General features: G+C 63.4%; 16 protein-coding genes and 1 pseudogene. 9 read left to right on the plus strand and 8 right to left on the minus strand.

Annotated features, from left to right (window positions below; genetic code table 11):
• The first annotated feature begins 115 nt into the window (after window positions 1-115).
• The gene (locus GA0061098_RS28575; RefSeq protein WP_091964527.1) at window positions 116-2,905 is read left to right on the plus strand and encodes a [protein-PII] uridylyltransferase; all 2,790 of its coding nucleotides are present in this window, start codon (window positions 116-118) and stop codon (window positions 2,903-2,905) included.
• A gap of 48 nt (window positions 2,906-2,953) precedes the next feature.
• Here GA0061098_RS28575 and GA0061098_RS28580 read toward each other — a convergent pair whose 3' ends face one another.
• Window positions 2,954-3,859: a LysR family transcriptional regulator gene (locus GA0061098_RS28580; RefSeq protein WP_430649280.1), complete on the minus strand. Its 906-nt coding sequence runs from the start codon at window positions 3,857-3,859 to the stop codon at window positions 2,954-2,956.
• 183 nt (window positions 3,860-4,042) lie between these two features.
• On the opposite strand from GA0061098_RS28580, the gene GA0061098_RS28585 reads away from it, so the two are divergent.
• Window positions 4,043-4,411, plus strand: coding sequence for a nuclear transport factor 2 family protein (locus tag GA0061098_RS28585; RefSeq protein ID WP_245323670.1), 369 nt, complete (start codon window positions 4,043-4,045; stop codon window positions 4,409-4,411).
• A gap of 81 nt (window positions 4,412-4,492) precedes the next feature.
• On the opposite strand, the gene GA0061098_RS28590 is transcribed toward GA0061098_RS28585, so the two are convergent.
• Window positions 4,493-5,023, minus strand: a complete 531-nt coding sequence (locus GA0061098_RS28590; RefSeq protein WP_091964534.1) for a methylated-DNA--[protein]-cysteine S-methyltransferase — start codon at window positions 5,021-5,023, stop codon at window positions 4,493-4,495.
• A 39-nt stretch (window positions 5,024-5,062) separates the two neighbouring features.
• Here GA0061098_RS28590 and GA0061098_RS28595 point away from each other — a divergent pair, with 39 nt between their 5' ends.
• From GA0061098_RS28595 to GA0061098_RS28605, 3 genes are all read left to right on the plus strand, one after another.
• Window positions 5,063-5,476, plus strand: a complete 414-nt coding sequence (locus tag GA0061098_RS28595; protein WP_208610691.1) for a DUF1304 domain-containing protein — start codon at window positions 5,063-5,065, stop codon at window positions 5,474-5,476.
• Window positions 5,477-5,638: 162 nt separating this feature from the next.
• Complete coding sequence (locus GA0061098_RS28600; RefSeq protein ID WP_091964536.1) at window positions 5,639-6,880, plus strand: ABC transporter substrate-binding protein; 1,242 nt, start codon at window positions 5,639-5,641, stop codon at window positions 6,878-6,880.
• A 186-nt stretch (window positions 6,881-7,066) separates the two neighbouring features.
• Window positions 7,067-8,287 carry an ABC transporter substrate-binding protein gene (locus GA0061098_RS28605; RefSeq protein WP_165637666.1) on the plus strand — a complete coding sequence of 407 codons (1,221 nt, stop codon included), beginning with the start codon at window positions 7,067-7,069 and terminating at the stop codon, window positions 8,285-8,287.
• Between the two features lie 135 nt (window positions 8,288-8,422).
• Here GA0061098_RS28605 and GA0061098_RS28610 read toward each other — a convergent pair whose 3' ends face one another.
• Window positions 8,423-8,848, minus strand: coding sequence for a DUF1330 domain-containing protein (locus GA0061098_RS28610; protein WP_091964540.1), 426 nt, complete (start codon window positions 8,846-8,848; stop codon window positions 8,423-8,425).
• Between the two features lie 182 nt (window positions 8,849-9,030).
• On the opposite strand from GA0061098_RS28610, the gene GA0061098_RS28615 reads away from it, so the two are divergent.
• Entirely contained in the window at window positions 9,031-11,244 is a 2,214-nt protein-coding gene (locus GA0061098_RS28615; protein ID WP_091964542.1) for a transglycosylase domain-containing protein, read from the plus strand.
• 312 nt (window positions 11,245-11,556) lie between these two features.
• Here the strand turns inward: GA0061098_RS28615 and GA0061098_RS28620 are convergent, their stop codons facing one another.
• The 4 genes from GA0061098_RS28620 to GA0061098_RS28635 form a co-directional block, all read right to left on the minus strand.
• A complete protein-coding gene (locus GA0061098_RS28620) occupies window positions 11,557-12,396 on the minus strand; it encodes a M48 family metallopeptidase (protein WP_091964544.1) in 840 nt (279 codons plus the stop codon).
• A 217-nt stretch (window positions 12,397-12,613) separates the two neighbouring features.
• Complete coding sequence (locus GA0061098_RS28625; protein ID WP_091964546.1) at window positions 12,614-13,942, minus strand: polyhydroxyalkanoate depolymerase; 1,329 nt, start codon at window positions 13,940-13,942, stop codon at window positions 12,614-12,616.
• Between the two features lie 121 nt (window positions 13,943-14,063).
• Window positions 14,064-14,882, minus strand: a complete 819-nt coding sequence (locus GA0061098_RS28630) for an ABC transporter permease (protein ID WP_091964548.1) — start codon at window positions 14,880-14,882, stop codon at window positions 14,064-14,066.
• Between the two features lie 226 nt (window positions 14,883-15,108).
• Window positions 15,109-15,912, minus strand: coding sequence for an ABC transporter ATP-binding protein (locus GA0061098_RS28635; protein WP_091964550.1), 804 nt, complete (start codon window positions 15,910-15,912; stop codon window positions 15,109-15,111).
• Window positions 15,913-16,015: 103 nt separating this feature from the next.
• Here GA0061098_RS28635 and GA0061098_RS28640 point away from each other — a divergent pair, with 103 nt between their 5' ends.
• Window positions 16,016-17,338: an ActS/PrrB/RegB family redox-sensitive histidine kinase gene (locus GA0061098_RS28640; RefSeq protein WP_091964552.1), complete on the plus strand. Its 1,323-nt coding sequence runs from the start codon at window positions 16,016-16,018 to the stop codon at window positions 17,336-17,338.
• A gap of 103 nt (window positions 17,339-17,441) precedes the next feature.
• Window positions 17,442-17,996: an ActR/PrrA/RegA family redox response regulator transcription factor gene (locus tag GA0061098_RS28645; RefSeq protein WP_008141807.1), complete on the plus strand. Its 555-nt coding sequence runs from the start codon at window positions 17,442-17,444 to the stop codon at window positions 17,994-17,996.
• A 124-nt stretch (window positions 17,997-18,120) separates the two neighbouring features.
• Here GA0061098_RS28645 and GA0061098_RS28650 read toward each other — a convergent pair whose 3' ends face one another.
• The gene (locus tag GA0061098_RS28650) at window positions 18,121-18,612 is read right to left on the minus strand and encodes an MmcB family DNA repair protein (RefSeq protein ID WP_091964556.1); all 492 of its coding nucleotides are present in this window, start codon (window positions 18,610-18,612) and stop codon (window positions 18,121-18,123) included.
• A 335-nt stretch (window positions 18,613-18,947) separates the two neighbouring features.
• On the opposite strand from GA0061098_RS28650, the pseudogene GA0061098_RS28655 reads away from it, so the two are divergent.
• Window positions 18,948-19,140 (plus strand): annotated as a pseudogene (locus GA0061098_RS28655) (IS110 family transposase); the annotation flags it as partial.

Here is a 19,140-nt window from a genome sequence, read left to right on the forward strand (position 1 = left end):
AAAAGCGCGCCGGCCGAGAACAGATTTGCCCAAAGCCGAGCCTTTCCAGCATGGAACGACTATTGCCAGAGAATGGCGGGTGACAGCGCCTGTCACCTCTTATATCCGGTGAGACATGGACAGCGTCGCGACTGAGCACAAGGCCGAGGTGGACGATCGTTTCGACACTGCGCGGATCACCGCCGCGGTCGATGCGCTTGCCGAAAAGCACCAGGGACGCGAGGACGCGTTCCGCACCGCCATGGCGCAATTGCTCAAGGCCGAGCTGATCGCGGCACGCGCCGCGGCACAGGAAATCCTTCTTAAGGACCGCCACGGCCGGCGCTGCGCCGAGCGGCTCTGCCACGTGCAGGACGAGATCATCCGCATCCTGTATTCGGCGGCGACCCGCCATCTCTACCGCTCGCCGATCCCGAGCGGTGCCGAGCGCATGGCGGTGGTCGCGACCGGCGGCTACGGCCGCGGCCTGATGGCGCCCGAATCCGACATCGACCTGTTGTTCATCCTGCCCTACAAGCAGACCGCCTGGGGCGAGCAGGTCGCCGAAGCGATCCTCTATTGCCTCTGGGACATGGGGCTGAAGGTCGGCCACGCCACGCGATCGGTGGACGAGTCGATCCGGCAGGCGCGCGGCGACATGACCATCCGCACCGCGATCCTGGAGACGCGCTTCCTCACCGGCGACAAGCCGCTCTATGAGGAGCTGGTCGCGCGCTTCGACAAGGAGGTCGTGCAGGGCACCGCGTCCGAATTCGTCACAGCCAAGCTCGCCGAGCGCGAAGAGCGGCACCGCCGCGGCGGCCAGTCGCGCTATCTGGTCGAGCCCAACGTCAAGGACGGCAAGGGCGCCTTGCGCGACCTGCACACGCTGTTCTGGATCGCCAAATACGTCTACCGCGTCCGCGACACCGGCGAGCTGGTCGAGCGCGGCGTGTTCGATGCGCAGGAATACCGCAGCTTCCGCCGCTGCGCCGATTTCCTCTGGTCGGTGCGTTGCAATCTGCACTTCTACTCCGGCCGCGCCGAAGAGCGTCTCTCCTTCGACCTCCAGCGCGAGATCGCGGTGCGGCTCGGCTACACCTCGCATCCCGGCATGCAGGACGTCGAGCGCTTTATGAAGCACTACTTCCTGGTCGCCAAGGAAGTCGGCAACCTCACTGCCATCCTCTGCGCCAAGCTCGAGGACCAGCAGGCCAAGCCCGCGCCGGTCTTGAGCCGGATGATGGCGCGGCTGCGGCCGACCGCGGCGAAGCGGCGCGTCCCCGACAGCGACGACTTCATCGTCGACAACAACCGCATCAACGTCGCCGCGCCCGACGTGTTCAAGCACGACCCGGTTAATCTGATCCGCATCTTCCGCCTGGCGCAGAAGAACAACCTCGCCTTCCATCCGGATGCGATGCGCGACGTGACGCGGTCGCTCGGCCTGATCAACGCGCAGATGCGCGAGAATCCCGAGGCCAACCGGCTGTTCATGGAGATCCTGACCTCCGACAACGCCGAGATCGTGCTGCGGCGGATGAACGAGACCGGCGTGCTGGGCCAGTTCATCCGCGCCTTCGGCAAGATCGTCTCGATGATGCAGTTCAACATGTATCATCACTACACCGTCGATGAGCATCTGATCCGCTGCATCGGTTTCCTCCAGGACATCGAGCGCGGCGGCATCGAGGAGTTCACCCTCGCCAGCGATCTGATGCGCAAATCCCGGCCTGAGCACCGGTCGGTGATCTACATCGCAACACTGCTGCACGACGTCGCCAAGGGCCGGCCGGAGGATCACTCGATCGCCGGCGCCAAGGTGGCGCGGCGGCTGTGCCCGCGGCTAGGGTTCAGCCCGGCCGACACCGAGCTCATCGCCTGGCTGATCGAGGAGCATCTGACGATGTCCACGGTCGCGCAGTCACGCGACCTCTCGGATCGCAAGACCATCGAGAATTTCGCCGCCGTGGTGCAGTCGGTCGAGCAGATGAAGCTGCTGACGATCCTGACCACCGCCGACATCCGCGGCGTCGGTCCCGGGGTTTGGAACGGCTGGAAGGCGCAACTCTTGCGCTCGCTGTACTACGAGACCGAGCCGGTGCTGACCGGCGGCTTCTCGGAAGTCGACCGCGGCAAGCGCCTCACCGCCGCTTACGCCGAATTCCGAAATGCCTTCGCCGAATGGCCGGCGGAGGAGCTCGATGCCTATATCGGCCGGCACTATCCGGCCTACTGGCTCAAGGTCGAGCTGCCGCGAAAAATCCGCCACGCCCGCTTCGTCCGCTCGAGCGAACAGGCCGGCCACAAGCTCGCGATCAATGTCGGTTTCGACGAGGTGCGCGGCGTCACCGAGCTGACGATCTTCGCAGCCGACCATCCCTGGCTGCTGTCGATCATCGCCGGCGCCTGCGCCTCGGCCGGCGCCAACATCGTCGATGCCCAGATCTACACCACGACCGACGGGCGCGCGCTCGACACCATCTCGATCTCGCGCGAATACGACCGCGACGAGGACGAGGGACGGCGCGCCACGCGCATCGGCGAGATGATCGAGGACGTGCTCGAAGGCAAGCTGCGCCTGCCCGAAGTGGTGGCGCGGCGCACCGTGCGCAGCAAGGCACGGCCCTTCGTGATCGAGCCGGAAGTGACCATCAACAACCAATGGTCCGACCGCTACACCGTGATCGAGGTCTCCGGCCTCGACCGGCCCGGCCTGCTCTACGAGCTGACCACCGCGATTTCGAAGCTCAACCTCAATATTGCGTCAGCCCACGTCGCGACCTTCGGCGAGCGCGCCCGCGACGTGTTCTACGTTACCGACCTCCTGGGTGCGCAGATCAGCGCGCCGACCCGCCAGGCCGCGATCAAGAGCGCGCTGACCCATGTGATGGCCGGCGACAAGGCGGTCCAGCCGGCGGCGTGACTTTCCTTCGTCACTCCGCGCTCGCGGCTAATGGGCCCTGCCCCCTAACTATCTTCGCGCCGACTTTTGTCCAGAGTGTCGTAGCGCGTTCACGAGCGCAGACAGCGCGGCTGGTTGATGCTGACGGCTGGGATAATACATGAAGAAGCCGGGAATTGGCGGCGTCCAATCCTCCAGCACCCGAATAAGACGGCGCTTCGCAATATGTTCGGCGACCTGCTCTTCATAGGCTAGGCCGATACCAACGCCGGCGAGCGCCGCCTGAATCACCAGGTGAGTGTCGTCAATGATGAGCGGGCCATTCACGTTGATCGTGACCGACTTTCGTCCTTGCTCAAACTCCCACCGATATGGACCACCTGCAAGACGCAGGGTCATGCACCGATGATCGCTCAGATCCCTCGGCTTTTCGGGGATGCGTCGTGAAGCGAAATAGCGTGGCGATCCTATGACCGCCAATCGCAGTTCGGGCGTGACGCGAACCGCGATCATGTCCTTTTGAATGTACTCGCCAAGCTGAATACCGGCATCGAACTCGCCTGCAACGAGGTCCACTGGGCCAGTGACGGTGACGACGTCCAGAACGATGTCGGGGTAGGCCTCAGCGAAAGCTCTGAGCCGCGGTAACAGTACCATCACCGCAGCCGATCGCGACATGACAATTCGAAGGCGACCTTCGGGCCGGCGCCGAATGCTTTGGGCTTTGTCGAGGGCATGACGAATTTGCTCAAGTGCCGGAGACAGATCTTCCAGGAGAGCCGCTCCCGCAGCGGTCGGCGCAACGCTCTTGGTCGTTCGAGCAAGCAGCTTCAGCTCGAGCCGTTGCTCAAGCCTCCGGATCGTGTGGCTCAAGGCAGACTGCGACACACCCAGCTTTATCGCGGCGCGTGTAAAGCTTCGTTCGCGGGCCACGATTGCAAACGCGGCGAGGTCGTTCATTTCGTCTGTCATCATCATGAATATCGCTCATGAGCCCATGCCATTCAAGACGCCTAGTCTCATAAGTCACCTTGCCGTAGGTTTTTGCGCGAGCACGGGAGACGACCTGCACTGCTTCTGCGCGGGGAGCGGACCGACGCTCGGCACAGCTGGCCGGACCGCATGAATGAGTCCGGTACAAGAGCCTTGAGGATGACAATGGATACGGACGTTTCCGCCTTGCGCTCGCTTGCACAGACCTATTTCGATGCTGCCTATGAAATGGATGCTGAGAAATTTGCATCCATATTTCACCCCTCGAGTTCCGTGACGAAGGTCGCCGAGGACGGCAAATTGGGCGTGACGCCGATTGCGTCCTGGCTGGCAGTGGTCCGCAACACGAAGGCTCCGAAGCAACAGGGCTTCGAGCGCGAAGATCAGATCCTATCCATAGACGTTGAAAGCGAGCTCGCGCTTCTGAAAGTCAAATTGCGCATTCCGCCGCGCTCCTTCACAGACCTGCTGTCATGCTTGAAGGTGAACGGGACCTGGAAAATAGTTCAGAAAGTGATGACGTCGAAAGTCTGACGGTTTCGTTACGTCAGGCAGCGTCCATGAGGCAGGGGCGGCCATGGGCGCGGTTCGCTCGACACATTCTCAACCGGACTCTCAGACCTCCACCCCCTCATGCCGCAACAGCCAGCGCTTGCGCTCGAGCCCGCCGCCATATTTCACCAGCGAGCCGTCCGCGCCGATCAAGCGGTGGCAGGGCAGCACCACGCTGATCGGATTGGAGCCGTTGGCATGACCGACGGCACGAATGGCTTTTGGCAAGTCGATCTTTGCGGCCAGCGCGCCGTAGCTCATCGTGATGCCGGCGGGGATGTGAGCCAGCGCGTTCCAGACCTTCTGCTGGAACGGCGTGCCGGCGATACGCCATGCGATGGCCGAGAGCTGACCGAGATCGCCTTCGAAGTAACCCGACAGCGCCGTCCGCATGGATGCAGGCGCAGGCCGGTCACTGAGATCGACCGCACCGTAGTGCAAGCGCAAGAGCTCGCGCATGCGATGCTCATAGTCTTCCCAGTCCAGTGCGCGTAGCGCCCCCTCGGCATCGGTGACGAGCAAAGCAATCCCGATCGGCGTCGTCAGGCGATCGAGGCCGAAGCTTGCAGACGGTTTGGTTGATCGCCCGGGCATGGTGGCACCATTGCATCGAAACATGCCATCGCACTTGCCATGCCGGCCGTGCTATCGTCCACCCGAAAGCTGACGCTGGGGGAGCTCAACTTGATCCTGATCGCCAATATCCTGGTGGCGCTGGTCGCCGCACTGCACGTCTTTTTCCTGATCCTGGAGATGTTCCTCTGGGACAAGCCGCAGGGCCTGAAGGTGTTTCGCAACACGCCGGAGAAGGCCGAGATCACGAAGGTGCTGGCCGCCAATCAGGGCCTCTATAACGGCTTCCTCTCCGCGGGCCTGATCTGGGGGCTCGTCCACGGCAACCCGGCCTTCGCATTCCAGATCAAGGCGTTCTTCCTGCTTTGTGTGATCGTGGCCGGCGCCTATGGCGCCGCGACCGTCAGCAGCCGAATCCTGATGGTGCAGGCGCTGCCGGCGGCGCTCGCGCTGGTCGCGTTGTTCCTGGCCTGAGACGCCCGACCTAGGACTCCCTGGCCTGAGACGCTACGGCGCAGCGCCGCGATCCTTGCGCGGCGGCGAAGCTTCCTCCACAATCTTCGGCAGCGATGGCAACCGTTGCAATCAACGGGAAAAGACCATCGGCCGAAAATTCCGTCAGGAGGAACAACCAACATGACCAATCGCAGAGCCTTCTTAGCTGCCACGACAGCGCTCGCCTTCGCGTTCTCCGCGAACCAAGCCTTCGTAAGCCAAGCCTTCGCCCAGAAGAAATACGACACCGGGGCGACCGACACCGAGATCAAGATCGGCCAGACCGTGCCGTTCTCCGGCGCCTACTCCGTCTACGCCAATATCGGCAAGACCCAGGCCGCCTACTTCAAGATGATCAACGATCAGGGCGGCATCAACGGCCGCAAGATCAATCTGATCCAGTATGACGACGCCTATTCGCCGCCGAAGACGGTGGAGCAGGTGCGCAAGCTCGTCGAGGGCGACGAGGTGCTGTTCACCTTCCAGCTCATCGGCACCGCGGCCAATGCCGCCGTGCAAAAATATCTCAACGGCAAGAAGGTGCCGCAGTTGCTGGCCTCGACCGGCGCGGCCCGCTTCAACGATCCGCAGAATTATCCCTGGACCATCGCCTACAATCCCAACTACGTGTCCGAGGGACGCATCTACGCCAAATACATTCTCAAGGAGCATCCGAACGCCAAGATCGGCGTGCTCTACCAGAACGACGACATGGGCCGCGACTATCTCGCGGGCCTCAAGAGCGGCCTCGGCGACAAGGCTGCCAAGATGATCGTCGGCGAGGTCTCCTACGAGGTCACCGACCCGACGGTCGATTCCCAGGTGGTCAAGCTGAAGTCGATGGGCGTCGACGTGTTCTTCGATGCCTCGACGCCGAAATTCGCGGCCCAGGCGATCAAGAAGCTCGCCGACCTCGGCTGGACGCCGGTGCACATCCTCGACATCAATGCGAGCCCGATCTCGGCGACGCTGAAGCCGGCCGGCCTCGACATCTCCAAGGGCATCATCTCGACCCAATATGGCAAGGAGCCCAGCGATCCCCAGTGGAAGGACGATCCCGGCGTGAAGGCCTTCTTCGCCTTCATGGACAAGTATTTCCCGGAAGGCGACAAGCTCAACACCGTCAACACCTACGCCTATTCGGTGGCGGAGCTGCTGGTGCAGGTCCTGAAGCAATGCGGCGACGACCTGACGCGTGAAAACATCATGAAGCAGGTCGCCAACATCAAGGACTTCACGCCGAGCTTCGCGCTGCCCGGCATCAAGATCAACACTGGCCCGAACGACTTCCGCGTCAACAAGCAGATGCAGATGATGAAGTTCAACGGCGAACGCTGGGAGCTGTTCGGACCGATCATCGAGGACACGGGACCGTCGGGCTAGTTCCGATCTCGTTGGGTGGGTTACGCCTGGCGGACTGCGCTTCGCGCAGCCCGCAAGGCTAACCCACCCTACGAACGCCCACCTTGCGTCGCAACAATCGTTCCTCCACACTCGCCCTCAGCGATGGCATCGGACGCACCGTGCGGCCGGCAGATCATCGGCAAAAACAGACTGAGGGAATTGCGAATGAGGAATGGAAAGCTGCATCTGGCCACGGCGCTTGCTCTGGCGCTGTCGATTTCAGCGGCCAATGCCCAGAAGAAATATGATCCGGGCGCCAGCGACACCGAGATCAAGGTCGGACAGACTGTGCCGTTCTCGGGGCCGGCATCGGCCTATGCCACGATCGGCAAGACGCAGGCCGCCTATTTCAAGATGATCAACGACCAGGGCGGCATCAACGGCCGCAAGATCAACCTGATTCAATATGACGACGCCTATTCGCCGCCAAAGGCGGTGGAGCAGGTGCGCAAGCTCGTCGAGAGCGACGAGGTGCTGCTGACCTTCCAGATCGTCGGCACGCCGTCGAACGCAGCCGTGCAGAAATATCTCAACTCCAAGAAGGTGCCGCAGCTGTTCGCCGCCACCGGCGCCTCGAAGTTCACCGATCCGAAGAACTTCCCGTGGACCATGGGCTACAACCCGAACTATTTCGTCGAGGGCCGCATCTACGGCCAGTACGTCCTGAAGGAGCATCCGAACGCTAAGATCGGCGTGCTTTATCAGAACGACGATCTCGGCAAGGACTATCTGAACGGCATCAAGGCCGGCCTTGGCGACAAGGCAGGCAAGATGATCGTGACGGAAGCGTCCTACGAGGTATCCGATCCGACCATCGACTCGCAGATTCTCAAGATCAAGGATGCCGGCGCCGATCTGTTCTTCAGCGCGACCACGCCGAAGCAGGCCGCGCAGGCGATCAAGAAGATCGCGGAGATGGGCTGGCATCCGGTGCAGATCGTCGACATCAACGCCACCTCGGTCGGCGCGGTGATGAAGCCGGCGGGCCTCGAGGCGTCCAAGGGCGTGATCAGCGTCAACTACGGCAAGGATCCGCTCGATCCGGCCTGGAAGGACGATGCCGGCATGAAGAAATATTTCGACTTCATGGCGAAGTACTATCCTGACGGCGACAAGGATTCGAGCTTCAACACCTATGGCTACGGCACCGCCCAGCTGCTGGTGCACGTGCTGAAGCAGTGCGGCGACAACCTGACGCGCGAGAACGTCATGAAGCAGGCCGCGTCGCTGAAGGACTTCATCGGCGACATCGCGCTGCCCGGCATCAAGGCCAACACCTCGGCGACCGACTACCGCGTCAACAAGCAGCTTCAGATGATGAAGTTCAACGGCGAGCGCTGGGAGCTGTTCGGCCCGATCCTGGAGGATGCGGGTCCGGCGGGTTAGCTGCACACGCAACTTCGTAGGGTGGGCAAAGGCGCGCGAGCGCCGTGCCCACCATCTCTCCACAATCGCGACGAAAGTCGTGGGCACGCCCCGGGATGCGCATTCGCGCACCCCGGTGCTTTACCCACCCACGGACTAGGAAGGTATCTCTCCAAAATTCTTCCCGATCGGCAGCACGGCGTGCCGGATCAGCCGCGAGTCCTCCACAGCAGCCTGGCGATGCTTGACCGCCTCGCGGTAGACGGGATCGCGGATCATCTCGACGAAGGCTCCGACATCAGGATATTCGGCGATGAAGCAATGGTCCCAGCGCTCGTCCTGCGGACCGATCAGCATCAGCTCGAACTTGCCCTGCCAGACGATGCGGCCGCCGAGGCGCTCGAACACCGGGCCGCTCTCGCGGCCATAGGCCGCGTAGGCTTCGGCGCCGCTTGCCTTGCGGCCGTCCGGATAGGCCGCCTCCTTGCGCAGGCGCACCAGATTGAGCATGTGGATCGGCCCGGGACGGTCGTTCTCCCGGAATTGCGCAAAAATCTCCTTGGTCGGATCGATATGGCCCATGTGTGTTTCCTCTGCGTGTTTCCTCGTGTTTTGTGCCGGCGATCCTAGCTCCGTCGTCCAATCAGCGGAACTGCGGCGGGCGAATGCCGCACCTCCTAATCGCGCGTTAAGGTCTGGGTAACCGGGCCTTAAACAGCGACCGCTAGCGTGCGGCGGGGCGGGCTGACCGGGCGTTTTTGCGTATGGCGTGGGGAAAGAAAAAGGGTGGGCGGAAGGAGCCGCTGTTCGGCTTGCCCGCGGCGCTCGCCGATCTGCGCCTGACCGCGGCGGATCGCATCCCCGGCGGCGACGACAAGCCGAAGAAATCAACGAAATCATCTGCCAAGCGCAAGAGCGAGGATTCCGGTGACGAGCCGCCGCGCGAGCGGAAAGCGCAAGCCAGCCGCAGCGGTGCCAAGCGCCGGTCGAAGTCACGTATTGGCGCCAGCATCGGCCGCCTGGTCTATTGGGGCGCGGTGCTCGGCCTGTGGGGCGCGATCGCCGTGATCGGCGTCGTGATCTATGTCGGCGCCCATCTGCCGCCGATCCAGTCGCTGGAGATCCCCAAGCGCCCGCCGACGATCCAGATCGTCGGCATCGACGGCAGCATGCTGGCGCAACGCGGCGAGATGGCAGGCGCCAATGTCTCGCTGAAGGATTTGCCGCCGTATCTGCCGAAGGCCTTCATCGCCATCGAGGACCGCCGCTTCTATTCGCATTTCGGCATCGACCCGATCGGCATCCTGCGCGCCCTCGTCACCAACGTCATGCATCGCGGCGTCTCGCAGGGCGGCTCGACGTTGACGCAGCAGCTCGCCAAGAACCTGTTCCTGACCCAGGAGCGCACCATGCAGCGCAAGCTGCAGGAGGTGGAGCTCGCGATCTGGCTGGAGCGCAAGCACTCCAAGAACGAGATCCTGGAGCTCTATCTCAACCGCGTCTATTTCGGCTCGGGCGCCTATGGCGTCGAAGCTGCCGCGCAGAAATATTTCGGCAAGTCGGCGAAGAACGTCACGGTCGCCGAGGCCGCGATGCTGGCCGGTCTCGTCAAATCGCCCTCGCGCCTTGCGCCGAACCGCAACCCCGAAGGCGCCGAGGCGCGCGCGCAAATCGTGCTTGCGGCGATGGCGGACGCGAAGTTCATCACGGATGCGCAGGCGCAGGCCTCGATCGGCCATCCCTCCTACAATGTGAAGCCGGTCGGCGCCGGCACGGTCAATTACGTTGCCGACTGGATCGGCGAGGTGCTGGACGATCTGGTCGGCCAGATCGACGAGAGCATCAAGGTCGAGACCACGATCGATCCGAAGCTGCAGAGCGTGGCGGAAGCCGCTATCATCGACGAGCTCGCGGCCAAGAGCGTGAAGTTCAATGTCAGCCAGGGTGCGCTGGTGGCCATGACGCCCGATGGCGCGGTGCGCGCCATGGTGGGCGGGCGGAACTATTCCGAGAGCCAGTACAACCGCGCGGTGACGGCGAAACGCCAGCCGGGCTCCTCGTTCAAGCCGTTCGTCTATCTGACCGCGCTCGAGCAGGGCCTGACGCCTGATACGATGCGCCAGGACGCTCCGATCGAGGTCAAGGGCTGGCGACCCGAGAACTACACCCATGAATATTTCGGCGCGGTGACGCTGACGCAGGCGCTGGCGATGTCGCTCAACACCGTCGCTATTCGCCTCGGCCTCGAGGTCGGGCCGAAGAACGTGGTGCGTACCGCGCACCGGCTCGGCATCTCCTCCAAGCTCGAGCCCAACGCCTCAATCGCGCTCGGCACCTCCGAAGTCTCGGTGGTCGAGCTGGTCGGCGCCTACGCCCCCTTTGCCAATGGCGGTCTCGCGGTGGCGCCGCATGTCGTCACGCGGATCAAGACGCTGGGCGGCAAGCTGCTCTACATGCGCCAGCCTGAGGAGCGCAATCAGGTCATCGACCCCCGCTATGTCGGCATGATGAACGCGATGATGCGGGAGACGCTGATATCAGGCACCGCCAAGAAGGCCGAGATCCCCGGCTGGCCCGCGGCCGGCAAGACCGGCACCAGCCAGGATTACCGCGACGCCTGGTTCATCGGCTACACCGCGAGCCTCGTCACCGGCGTCTGGCTCGGCAATGACGACAACTCGCCGACCAAGAAGGCGACCGGCGGCGGCCTGCCGGTGGAAGTGTGGTCGCGCTTCATGAAGGCGGCGCATGAGGGTGTGCCGGTGGCAGCATTGCCGAGCACACAAGGTGGCTGGGGCCTGTCGAACCTCGCGCAGGCGGCTTCGCAGGTATCGGCGCCGACGGTGGCAGCGCCCGGGCCGGCACCCGCAAGCAATGGCGGCTATCGCCCACCGCCGACACGCGCCAATGCGCGGCCGGAAGCGGCGGCGGGGCTCGACGGCTGGCTGATGGACCGGCTGTTCGGCGGAAACCGATAGGCTCGGGCTGAGGTCTCCATGACCTCAAAACAAAAACTGCGAAAACAACCCCATGCACAGTAGCCGAAGATAACGAAATCAACGGCTTGCGGAGGCAGCCCAGACGGCTGAAGCACGCGCCTGGAAATCAGCGGCATCGCTTCGGCAAGTCCTGCCTAACATCGAGATTCATAACGACTGCCGCGGCGTACTGGGTCGCCCGGTCCCGTCTCCGCAAGGCTACGCCGGGCCCACAGTGGTGCTCGGCCGGCGAAGCATTAGCGAAGACGGCAAGCCGGGCGACGACAGCGTTTGCCTGGCTAGCTGGGAGGATTAATCCTCGACCCCGTACCGGTGCAGATCGTTGCCGTGGGTATCGAGCCACTTCTTGGCGCGCTCCATCGAGGGGCAGACTTTTCCGCACACGCGCCAGAACCGGGCCGAGTGGTTCATCTCGACGAGATGGGCGACCTCGTGCGCGGCGAGGTAGTCGAGCACGAAGGGCGGTGCGAGGATCAGGCGCCAGGAGAAGGACAGCGAGCCGGCCGAGGTGCAGGAACCCCAGCGGCTGGACTGATCGCGGATCGAGAGGCGCTTGACCCTGACGCCGAGCTCGACGGCGTAAGCCTCCGCCGAACGCTGCAGGTCGCGGCGCGCCTCGCGCTTGAGGAAGTCGCTGACGCGGCGATCGACATGCTCGAGCCCGCCGGCGACGCAGAGAATGCGTTCGCCGCTATCGCGCGTCTCGGTCCACACCGTGCCGCGCGTGCCGGCGCGATGAACGATGCGATGCGATGTGCCGCGGAGCGGTATCACCGTGCCTGGCTGGAACGGCGCGGCCTTCGGCAAGCGACCGAGGCGCGCCGCGATCCACGCACCGTGGCGCTGCGCGAAGTCTTTTGCTTCGGCCAGCGTGCCGCGCGGCGGCATGGTGAGGATGGCTTCGCGATCGCTGGGGTGAATTCTCAGCGTGTAGCGGCGCGCCCGGCGATGCCGGCGCAATCGGATGGCAAAAAACTGCGATCCGTGGGTGATAACGAGGGTCTTCGGTTCGTGGGGCCGCCGATAGAGGAGAGCGCGAGTGGCCATGTCTGTCAGTCCGGGGGGCAGGAGGGCGCCCGGATTCTGCCATAACCGCCGCCAGGGAAAGCGCTCGGCGCAAAAACAAATCATTTGCCCAATATACAGCGGTCTGACGTCCGGGAGACCCTACAGACTGGGGTTGGAACCGGCTTTTTTCGCCCCCGCTGGACGCATGCGGCACCCCCAAGAGGTGAGGGATGACTCACTCCTATAAAGCTACCTAAATACCGCGAATCTGGAGGGAACCAGGCCCCGCCGGAGCCTCCGGCGGGGCCTGAATTTTCGACGGGAAAGCCGAAAACGAAGGTTATTCGGCCGCGAGAGCCTGCAATGAGCTCGGATTCGCAGCTGAGACCATGAAGTCATGGATTCGCGGAACGATTTCCGACTTGAAGCGCGAGCCGTTGAACACGCCGTAATGTCCAACGCCCTTCTGGACGTAATGAACGCGGCGATGATCGGGGATCGAGCTGCACAATGCGTGCGTTGCTTCAGTCTGACCGAGACCCGAGATGTCGTCGTTCTCGCCTTCGACCGTCATCAACGCCACGCGCGTGACCTTGGAGGGATCCACGCGTGTTCCGCGATGGGTCATCTCGCCCTTCGGCAGCGAGTGCTTCACGAACACGGTGTCGACCGTCTGCAGGTAATACTCGGCGGAGAGGTCCATCACCGCGAGATATTCGTCATAGAACTCGCGATGCTTGTCGACGAGGTCGCCGTCGCCCTTCACCAGATGGGCAAAGAGCTGCTTATGAGCGTCCATGTGGCGGTCGAGATTCATGCTGATGAAGCCGTTGAGCTGCAGGAATCCCGGATAGACGTCGCGCATCATGCCGGGATGCGGGAACGGCACCTTGGTGATGACGTGGTTGCGGAACCAGTCGATGCCGCGCTCCTGGGCGAGATTGTTCACCGCCGTCGGATTGCGACGGGTGTCGATCGGGCCGCCCATCAGCGTCATCGAGGTCGGCACGAAGGGATCGCGCCGCGCTTCCATGATCGAGACGGCGGCGACCACCGGCACGGAGGGCTGGCACACCGCCATCACATGGGTGTTGCCGCCGAGGACGTGCAGCATCTCGATGACGTAGTCGATGTAATCGTCGAGATCGAAGCGGCCATCGCTGAGCGGCACCATGCGGGCATCGGCCCAATCGGTGATGTAGACCTCATGTGCGGGCAGGAAGGCCTCGACCGTGCCGCGGAGCAGCGTCGCATAATGCCCGGACATCGGCGCCACGATCAGCACGCGCGGCTGCGGGCTGCGCAGCGGACGAGCGAACTTGCGATCGAAGTAGAGCAGCCGGCAGAACGGCTTTTCCCAGACCGAGCGGACCTCGACGGGGACGCGGATGCCGTTGACCTCGGTGTCGTCGAGGCCCCATTCCGGCTTGCCGTAGCGGCGCGTGGTGCGCTCAAACAATTCGCAGGCGGCGGCAACCGACTTGCCGACCTCGGTGCGCGCCCAGGGATTGAGAGGATTCTGGAACAGCAGCTTGGTCGCGTCAGTGACCGCACGTGCCGGATTGAGAGAGGCGTGCGCCATCTCGTACATCCAGTACATCGGCGTCGTCAGGACCGGACTGCCTTCTGCAGCCAGGGGCGGTGCGCCGCCGAACTCACCAATAGGCATCGCTATATCCCTCTTCGCATCGCAGCATACTGCCGAATGCGCAATATTGCGTCAATGCATGGTTCCGTACATCTACGGAGCCGAAGCGGCTAAACCAGCCTGAATCCACGGGAAAGTGACGTTATTCACCGCCCGACAGCAGCGAGCCGTGCCGTTTGGCGCTGCGCAAAAGGGCAAGGAATGATGCAAAAGATGCAACCAGAAGGACGGCGTTGATGGCCAGCGCCTCCAGCATCAGGTCGGCGCGGAAGGTGTTTTCGATCAGCAGCGCGCGCATCCCCTCGAAGGCATAGGTCGGCGGCAACGACCAAGCGACGTATTGCAGCCAGACCGGCAACACGCTGACGGGATAGTAGACGCAGGCAAGCGGCAGGATCGCGAACATCAGGGTCCAGACGATGCTCTCGGCGCCGAGCCCGTTTCGCAGCACGAGACCCGACACGAAGATGCCGACCGACCAGCTCGTGAAGATCAGATTGCAGAAGAATGCGATCAGCGGCAGGCCCAGGGCATAGACATTGAAATGAAACATGAACAGCGCGAGCAAGGTCATCGGAATGATCCCGATCGCAAGCCGGATCAGGCTCATGACCATCAGCGACAGCAGAAACTCGATCGGCCTCAAGGGGCTCATCATGAGGTTGCCGATGTTGCGCGCCCACATCTCCTCCAGGAACGAGATGGAGAAGCCGAGCTGCCCGCGGAACAGGATGTCCCAGAGGATGACGGCGCCGATCAGCGTGCCGCCGGCGCGCGCGAAGAAATTGGAATTCTCGGCGATGTAATACTGGATGAAGCCCCAGGTGATGACCTGCAGCGCCGGCCAGTACAGCAGTTCGAGCAGCCGCGGCCAGGACGACAGCAGGAGGTACCAGTAGCGCAGGATCATCGCACCAATGCGATGCGGGGAGATGCCGCGGTGGATGGTGATGTCGGTCATGGCCGCACCGCGTAGCTGTCATCCCGGGGCGCGACATAGTCGCGAGCTATGATGCGCAATAGCGCATCTGAGGATCCATAACCACAGGATTGGATTTGGCGCAGACTCGGAGTTACCAGCCTCGCCCTACACCCGCCGCCTGTGGTTATGGATTCCGGGCTCGCGCTCCGCGCGCCCCGGAATGACGGTAATCTATACAGGGTGCGATCGAGACGAGAGAGCCTCCTCACCTTGCCGCCTCCTTCGCACCGTTCACCCGGCCGCGCGCGACGTCCAGAAACACCTCCTCCAGCGTGGTGCGATTGTAGCGCGCCATGATCGCCTCCGGCGTGTCGTCGTCCTCGATGCGACCGCGCTTCATGATGATGACACGGTCGCAGAGCCGCTCGACCTCGAGCATGTTGTGCGAGGCCAGGAGGATGGTGGCGTTGTTGTCCTTGCGATAACGCTCCAGATGCGCCCGCACCCAGTCGGCGGTATCCGGATCGAGCGAGGCGGTCGGCTCGTCCAGCAGCAGCAGCTCGGGCCGGTTGATCAGCGCTTTGGCGAGCGCGACCCGGGTCTTCTGCCCGGCCGACAGCTTGCCGTTGGCGCGGTCGATGAATTCGGTGAGATCGAGATCATCCGCGAGTTCGGCGACGCGGCCGGCGAGGTTCTTCACCGCATAGAGCTTGCCGAACACGGTGAGATTCTGCCGCACCGTGAGCCGCATCGGCATGTCGACATAGGGGCTCTCGAAATTCATCCGCCCCAGTACGGAAGCGCTCTCCTCGGGCATCCTGTGACCGAGCACCTGCACGCGGCCGGAGGTCGGCAGCACCAGGCCCATGATCATCGCGATGGTCGTGGTCTTGCCGGCGCCGTTGCCGCCCAGAAGTCCGGTGATGGTGCCGCGCGGCAGCGAAAAGGAGATGTCGTCGACCGCGCGGGTCTGCTTGTAGATTTTGACGAGGTGTTCGACCGCGATCGCCGCGGACGAGCTGCGCTCCGCGACAGTCGGCCGACTTGAAGCCTTGTCATTCTCGGTCATGCTGGTCGTTCTTCTGCTATTGCAGCGGATAGCGCAAGGCTTGTAATCCGGTGGTTCCGCGAGCCCAGCGTTTGTGATCTGGAAGGCACCCCCATTGGCCGATATGACTGAAATTGCTGCTTCCGACTTTCGCCACGCGCAGCGGCATATCCGCCTGGACACGATCCTGCGGCTGCGCTGGCTGGCGGTGCTGGGCCAGCTCGCGGCGATCTTCATCGTGGCGCAGGGGTTGGAATTCAACGTCGAGATCGTCCCCTGCGTCAGCATCATCGCCTTGTCGGCAGCACTGAATCTGGCGCTCCAGACCGCGGCCAATCCAATGCAGCGGCTGGAGCCGATGCAGGCGGCCGGACTGCTCGCGCTGAACATCGTGGAACTGGCCGGTCTGTTGTACTTCACCGGCGGACTGCAGAACCCGTTCTCGTTCCTGTTCTTGGCGCCGGTGCTGATCTCGGCCACGGCGCTGCCGGCGCGCTTCACGTTCGGCCTCGGCGTGCTTGCGGTAGCCTGCGCCTCGGTGCTGTTCTTCTTCCATTTGCCGCTGCCGTGGGATTCCGATGATCCCCTAGTGCTGCCGCCGATCTATCTCGTCGGCGTCTGGCTCTCGATCGTGCTCGCGATCGGCGTCACCAGCCTCTACTCGTTCCAGGTGACCGAGGAGGCGCGCAAACTTGCGGACGCGCTGGCGGCGACCGAGCTGGTGCTGACGCGCGAGCAGCATCTGACTCAGCTCGACGGGCTCGCCGCTGCGGCCGCGCACGAGCTCGGCACGCCGCTCGCGACGATCTTCCTGATCTCGCGCGAGCTGGAAAAGACGGTGAAGGACGCCAACTTTGCCGCCGACCTGAAGACGCTGCGCGAGCAGACCCAGCGCTGCCGCGACATATTGAGCAAGATCACCCAGCTCTCCTCGACCGGCGCGCCGTTCGATCGCATGAAGCTGTCGGAACTGATCGAGGAGGTGGTGGCCCCGCACCGCGATTTCGGCGTCGAGATCAAGGTGCGGATCGCGGTCGCCGCCGTGTCCGAGCCGGTCGGCTCGCGCAATCCGGCGATCCTCTACGGCGTCGGCAACATCGTCGAGAACGCGGTCGATTTCGCCCATACCACCGTCGAGGTGAACGCGTGGTGGAACAAGGACACGATCGAGCTTCTGATCTCCGACGACGGCCCCGGCATTCCGCCCGATATCCTGAACCGGATCGGCGAGCCCTATCTGTCGCGGCGGCGAAATACGGATGACGGCGGCGGTGAGCAACGCGGTCTCGGATTGGGCGTGTTCATCGCGCGCACCTTGCTGGAACGCACCGGCGCCAAGGTCTTGTTTACCAACCGGATCTTTCCGGAACACGGCGCGGTGGTGCAGATCACATGGCCGCGACAGCGTTTTGAGGCTATCGAGAGCCTCGAAGAAACAATAGGATAGGCCGCGACCTTGCGTCGCACAACAGGGCCGATCGACTATCGGCGGCCTTGGCACCGCCCGATTGCGAGGCCATATGTGGTCGCGTTGGAGAGAGGACAAAACCTTGAACGCCATCGCCGAACTGAACGAACAGACTGACCGCTCGCTGCTCATCGTGGAGGACGACAAGCCGTTCCTGGAGCGGTTGTCGCGCGCCATGGAAACGCGCGGCTTTGCGGTGACGTCATGCGACACCGTCTCGGATGGTCTTGCGCAGATCGGCAAGGCAGCGCCGGCATTCGCCGTGGTCGACCTGCGGCTCGGCGACGGCAACGGCCTCGACGTGGTTTCGGCGCTGAAGAAGAAGCGCCCGGATGCGCGCGCGATCGTGCTGACCGGCTATGGCAACATCGCCACCGCCGTCACCGCGGTGAAGATGGGCGCGATCGATTATCTCTCCAAGCCGGCGGATGCCGACGACGTCGTCGCGGCGCTGCTGTCGACCAGCGCGGAGAAATCCGAGCTGCCGACCAACCCGATGTCGGCCGACCGCGTGCGCTGGGAGCACATCCAGCGCATCTACGAGATGTGCAACCGCAACGTCTCGGAGACGGCGCGGCGGCTCAACATGCACCGCAGGACGTTGCAGCGCATTTTGGCCAAGCGCGCGCCGAGGTAGCGGTCTCGTAGGGTGGGCAAAGGCGCGAAGCGCCGTGCCCACCATCTCTGCATCGAACTTGATTGGCTTGAATGGTGGGCACGCTGCGCTTTGCCCACCCTACGGCACCTATGCTCCGGCGCCGCTACTCCCAAAATTCCGCGTGGCCCTGCGGATCAACCAGGCGATTGATCCGAAGCGCCGCCGCCATTCCAAACCGCACCGTCATCTGCTTGCGCGTGGCGGCAGCGAGCTTGTGCTCGGGCGCTTCGCAATGCAGGTGCGCGCCATAGGCATCCGCGATGATCAGGCCAGTGCCTTCCGGAAAGATCTCGCACGGCAGGTCCTGCGTGAAGGCGAAGAACAGCCGGTCGCAATGGGCGCGGTACTCGTGCCATTTCTGATCGGCGCGCAGATCCTCCACCGACGATTTGATCTCGACGATCCAGATCTCGCCACGCTCGTTCAGCGCCACCAGATCGGCGCGCCGGCCCGAGGGCAGCGGCAATTCGCTGATGCAGGTAAAGCCGAGCGAACGCAGCAGCCGCGCGGTGCCGCGCGCGACCGCGAGCGCTGTTTCCGATTGGCGGCGATCCGGCGGCGGCACGAGGGCGATGTTGCGGGCGGGGCTGTCCATGGGGGGAGGATAACCGATTCCGGTGTGCCCGCACACTGCTCGATGGAGGCTAAGCGCAGCCTCGATCTCCGCCGTCGTCCCCGCGAAAGCGGGGACCCATAACCACAGGGAGTCGTTGTAGGGCTGAAAGGTAACTCCGAATCTTCGTCAAATTCCTCCCTGTGGTTATGGGTCCCTGTGTCTTGGAAGTCTGTCAGGATGGGGTTGGGCGGGAAGCCGTTGGGTCCTTGGCGCTTGACGCCGTGAGCCGGCTCGGTCTCCCGCCCGTTCCATTACCAACCTGAACAGTTGCACGAGGCTGCGCCAACAGACCTCGCATCACAGGGACAGGCACCGTGATCATACCCGCTCGTTGCGTCGGAATCGACGTCTCCAAACAACACCTCGATATCTTCGATGACGGTTTAGGCGTGCCGGAGCGCATCGCCAACGCGCCGCAGGCCATCACACAGATCGCGGCGCGTTGGCGATGCAACGTGCTGGTCGTCTTCGAGGCCACGGGTGTCTATGACCTCGAGCTTCGCGAGG

The sequence above is a fragment of the Bradyrhizobium shewense genome (assembly GCF_900094605.1).
Taxonomy (GTDB): Bacteria; Pseudomonadota; Alphaproteobacteria; order Rhizobiales; family Xanthobacteraceae; genus Bradyrhizobium; species Bradyrhizobium shewense.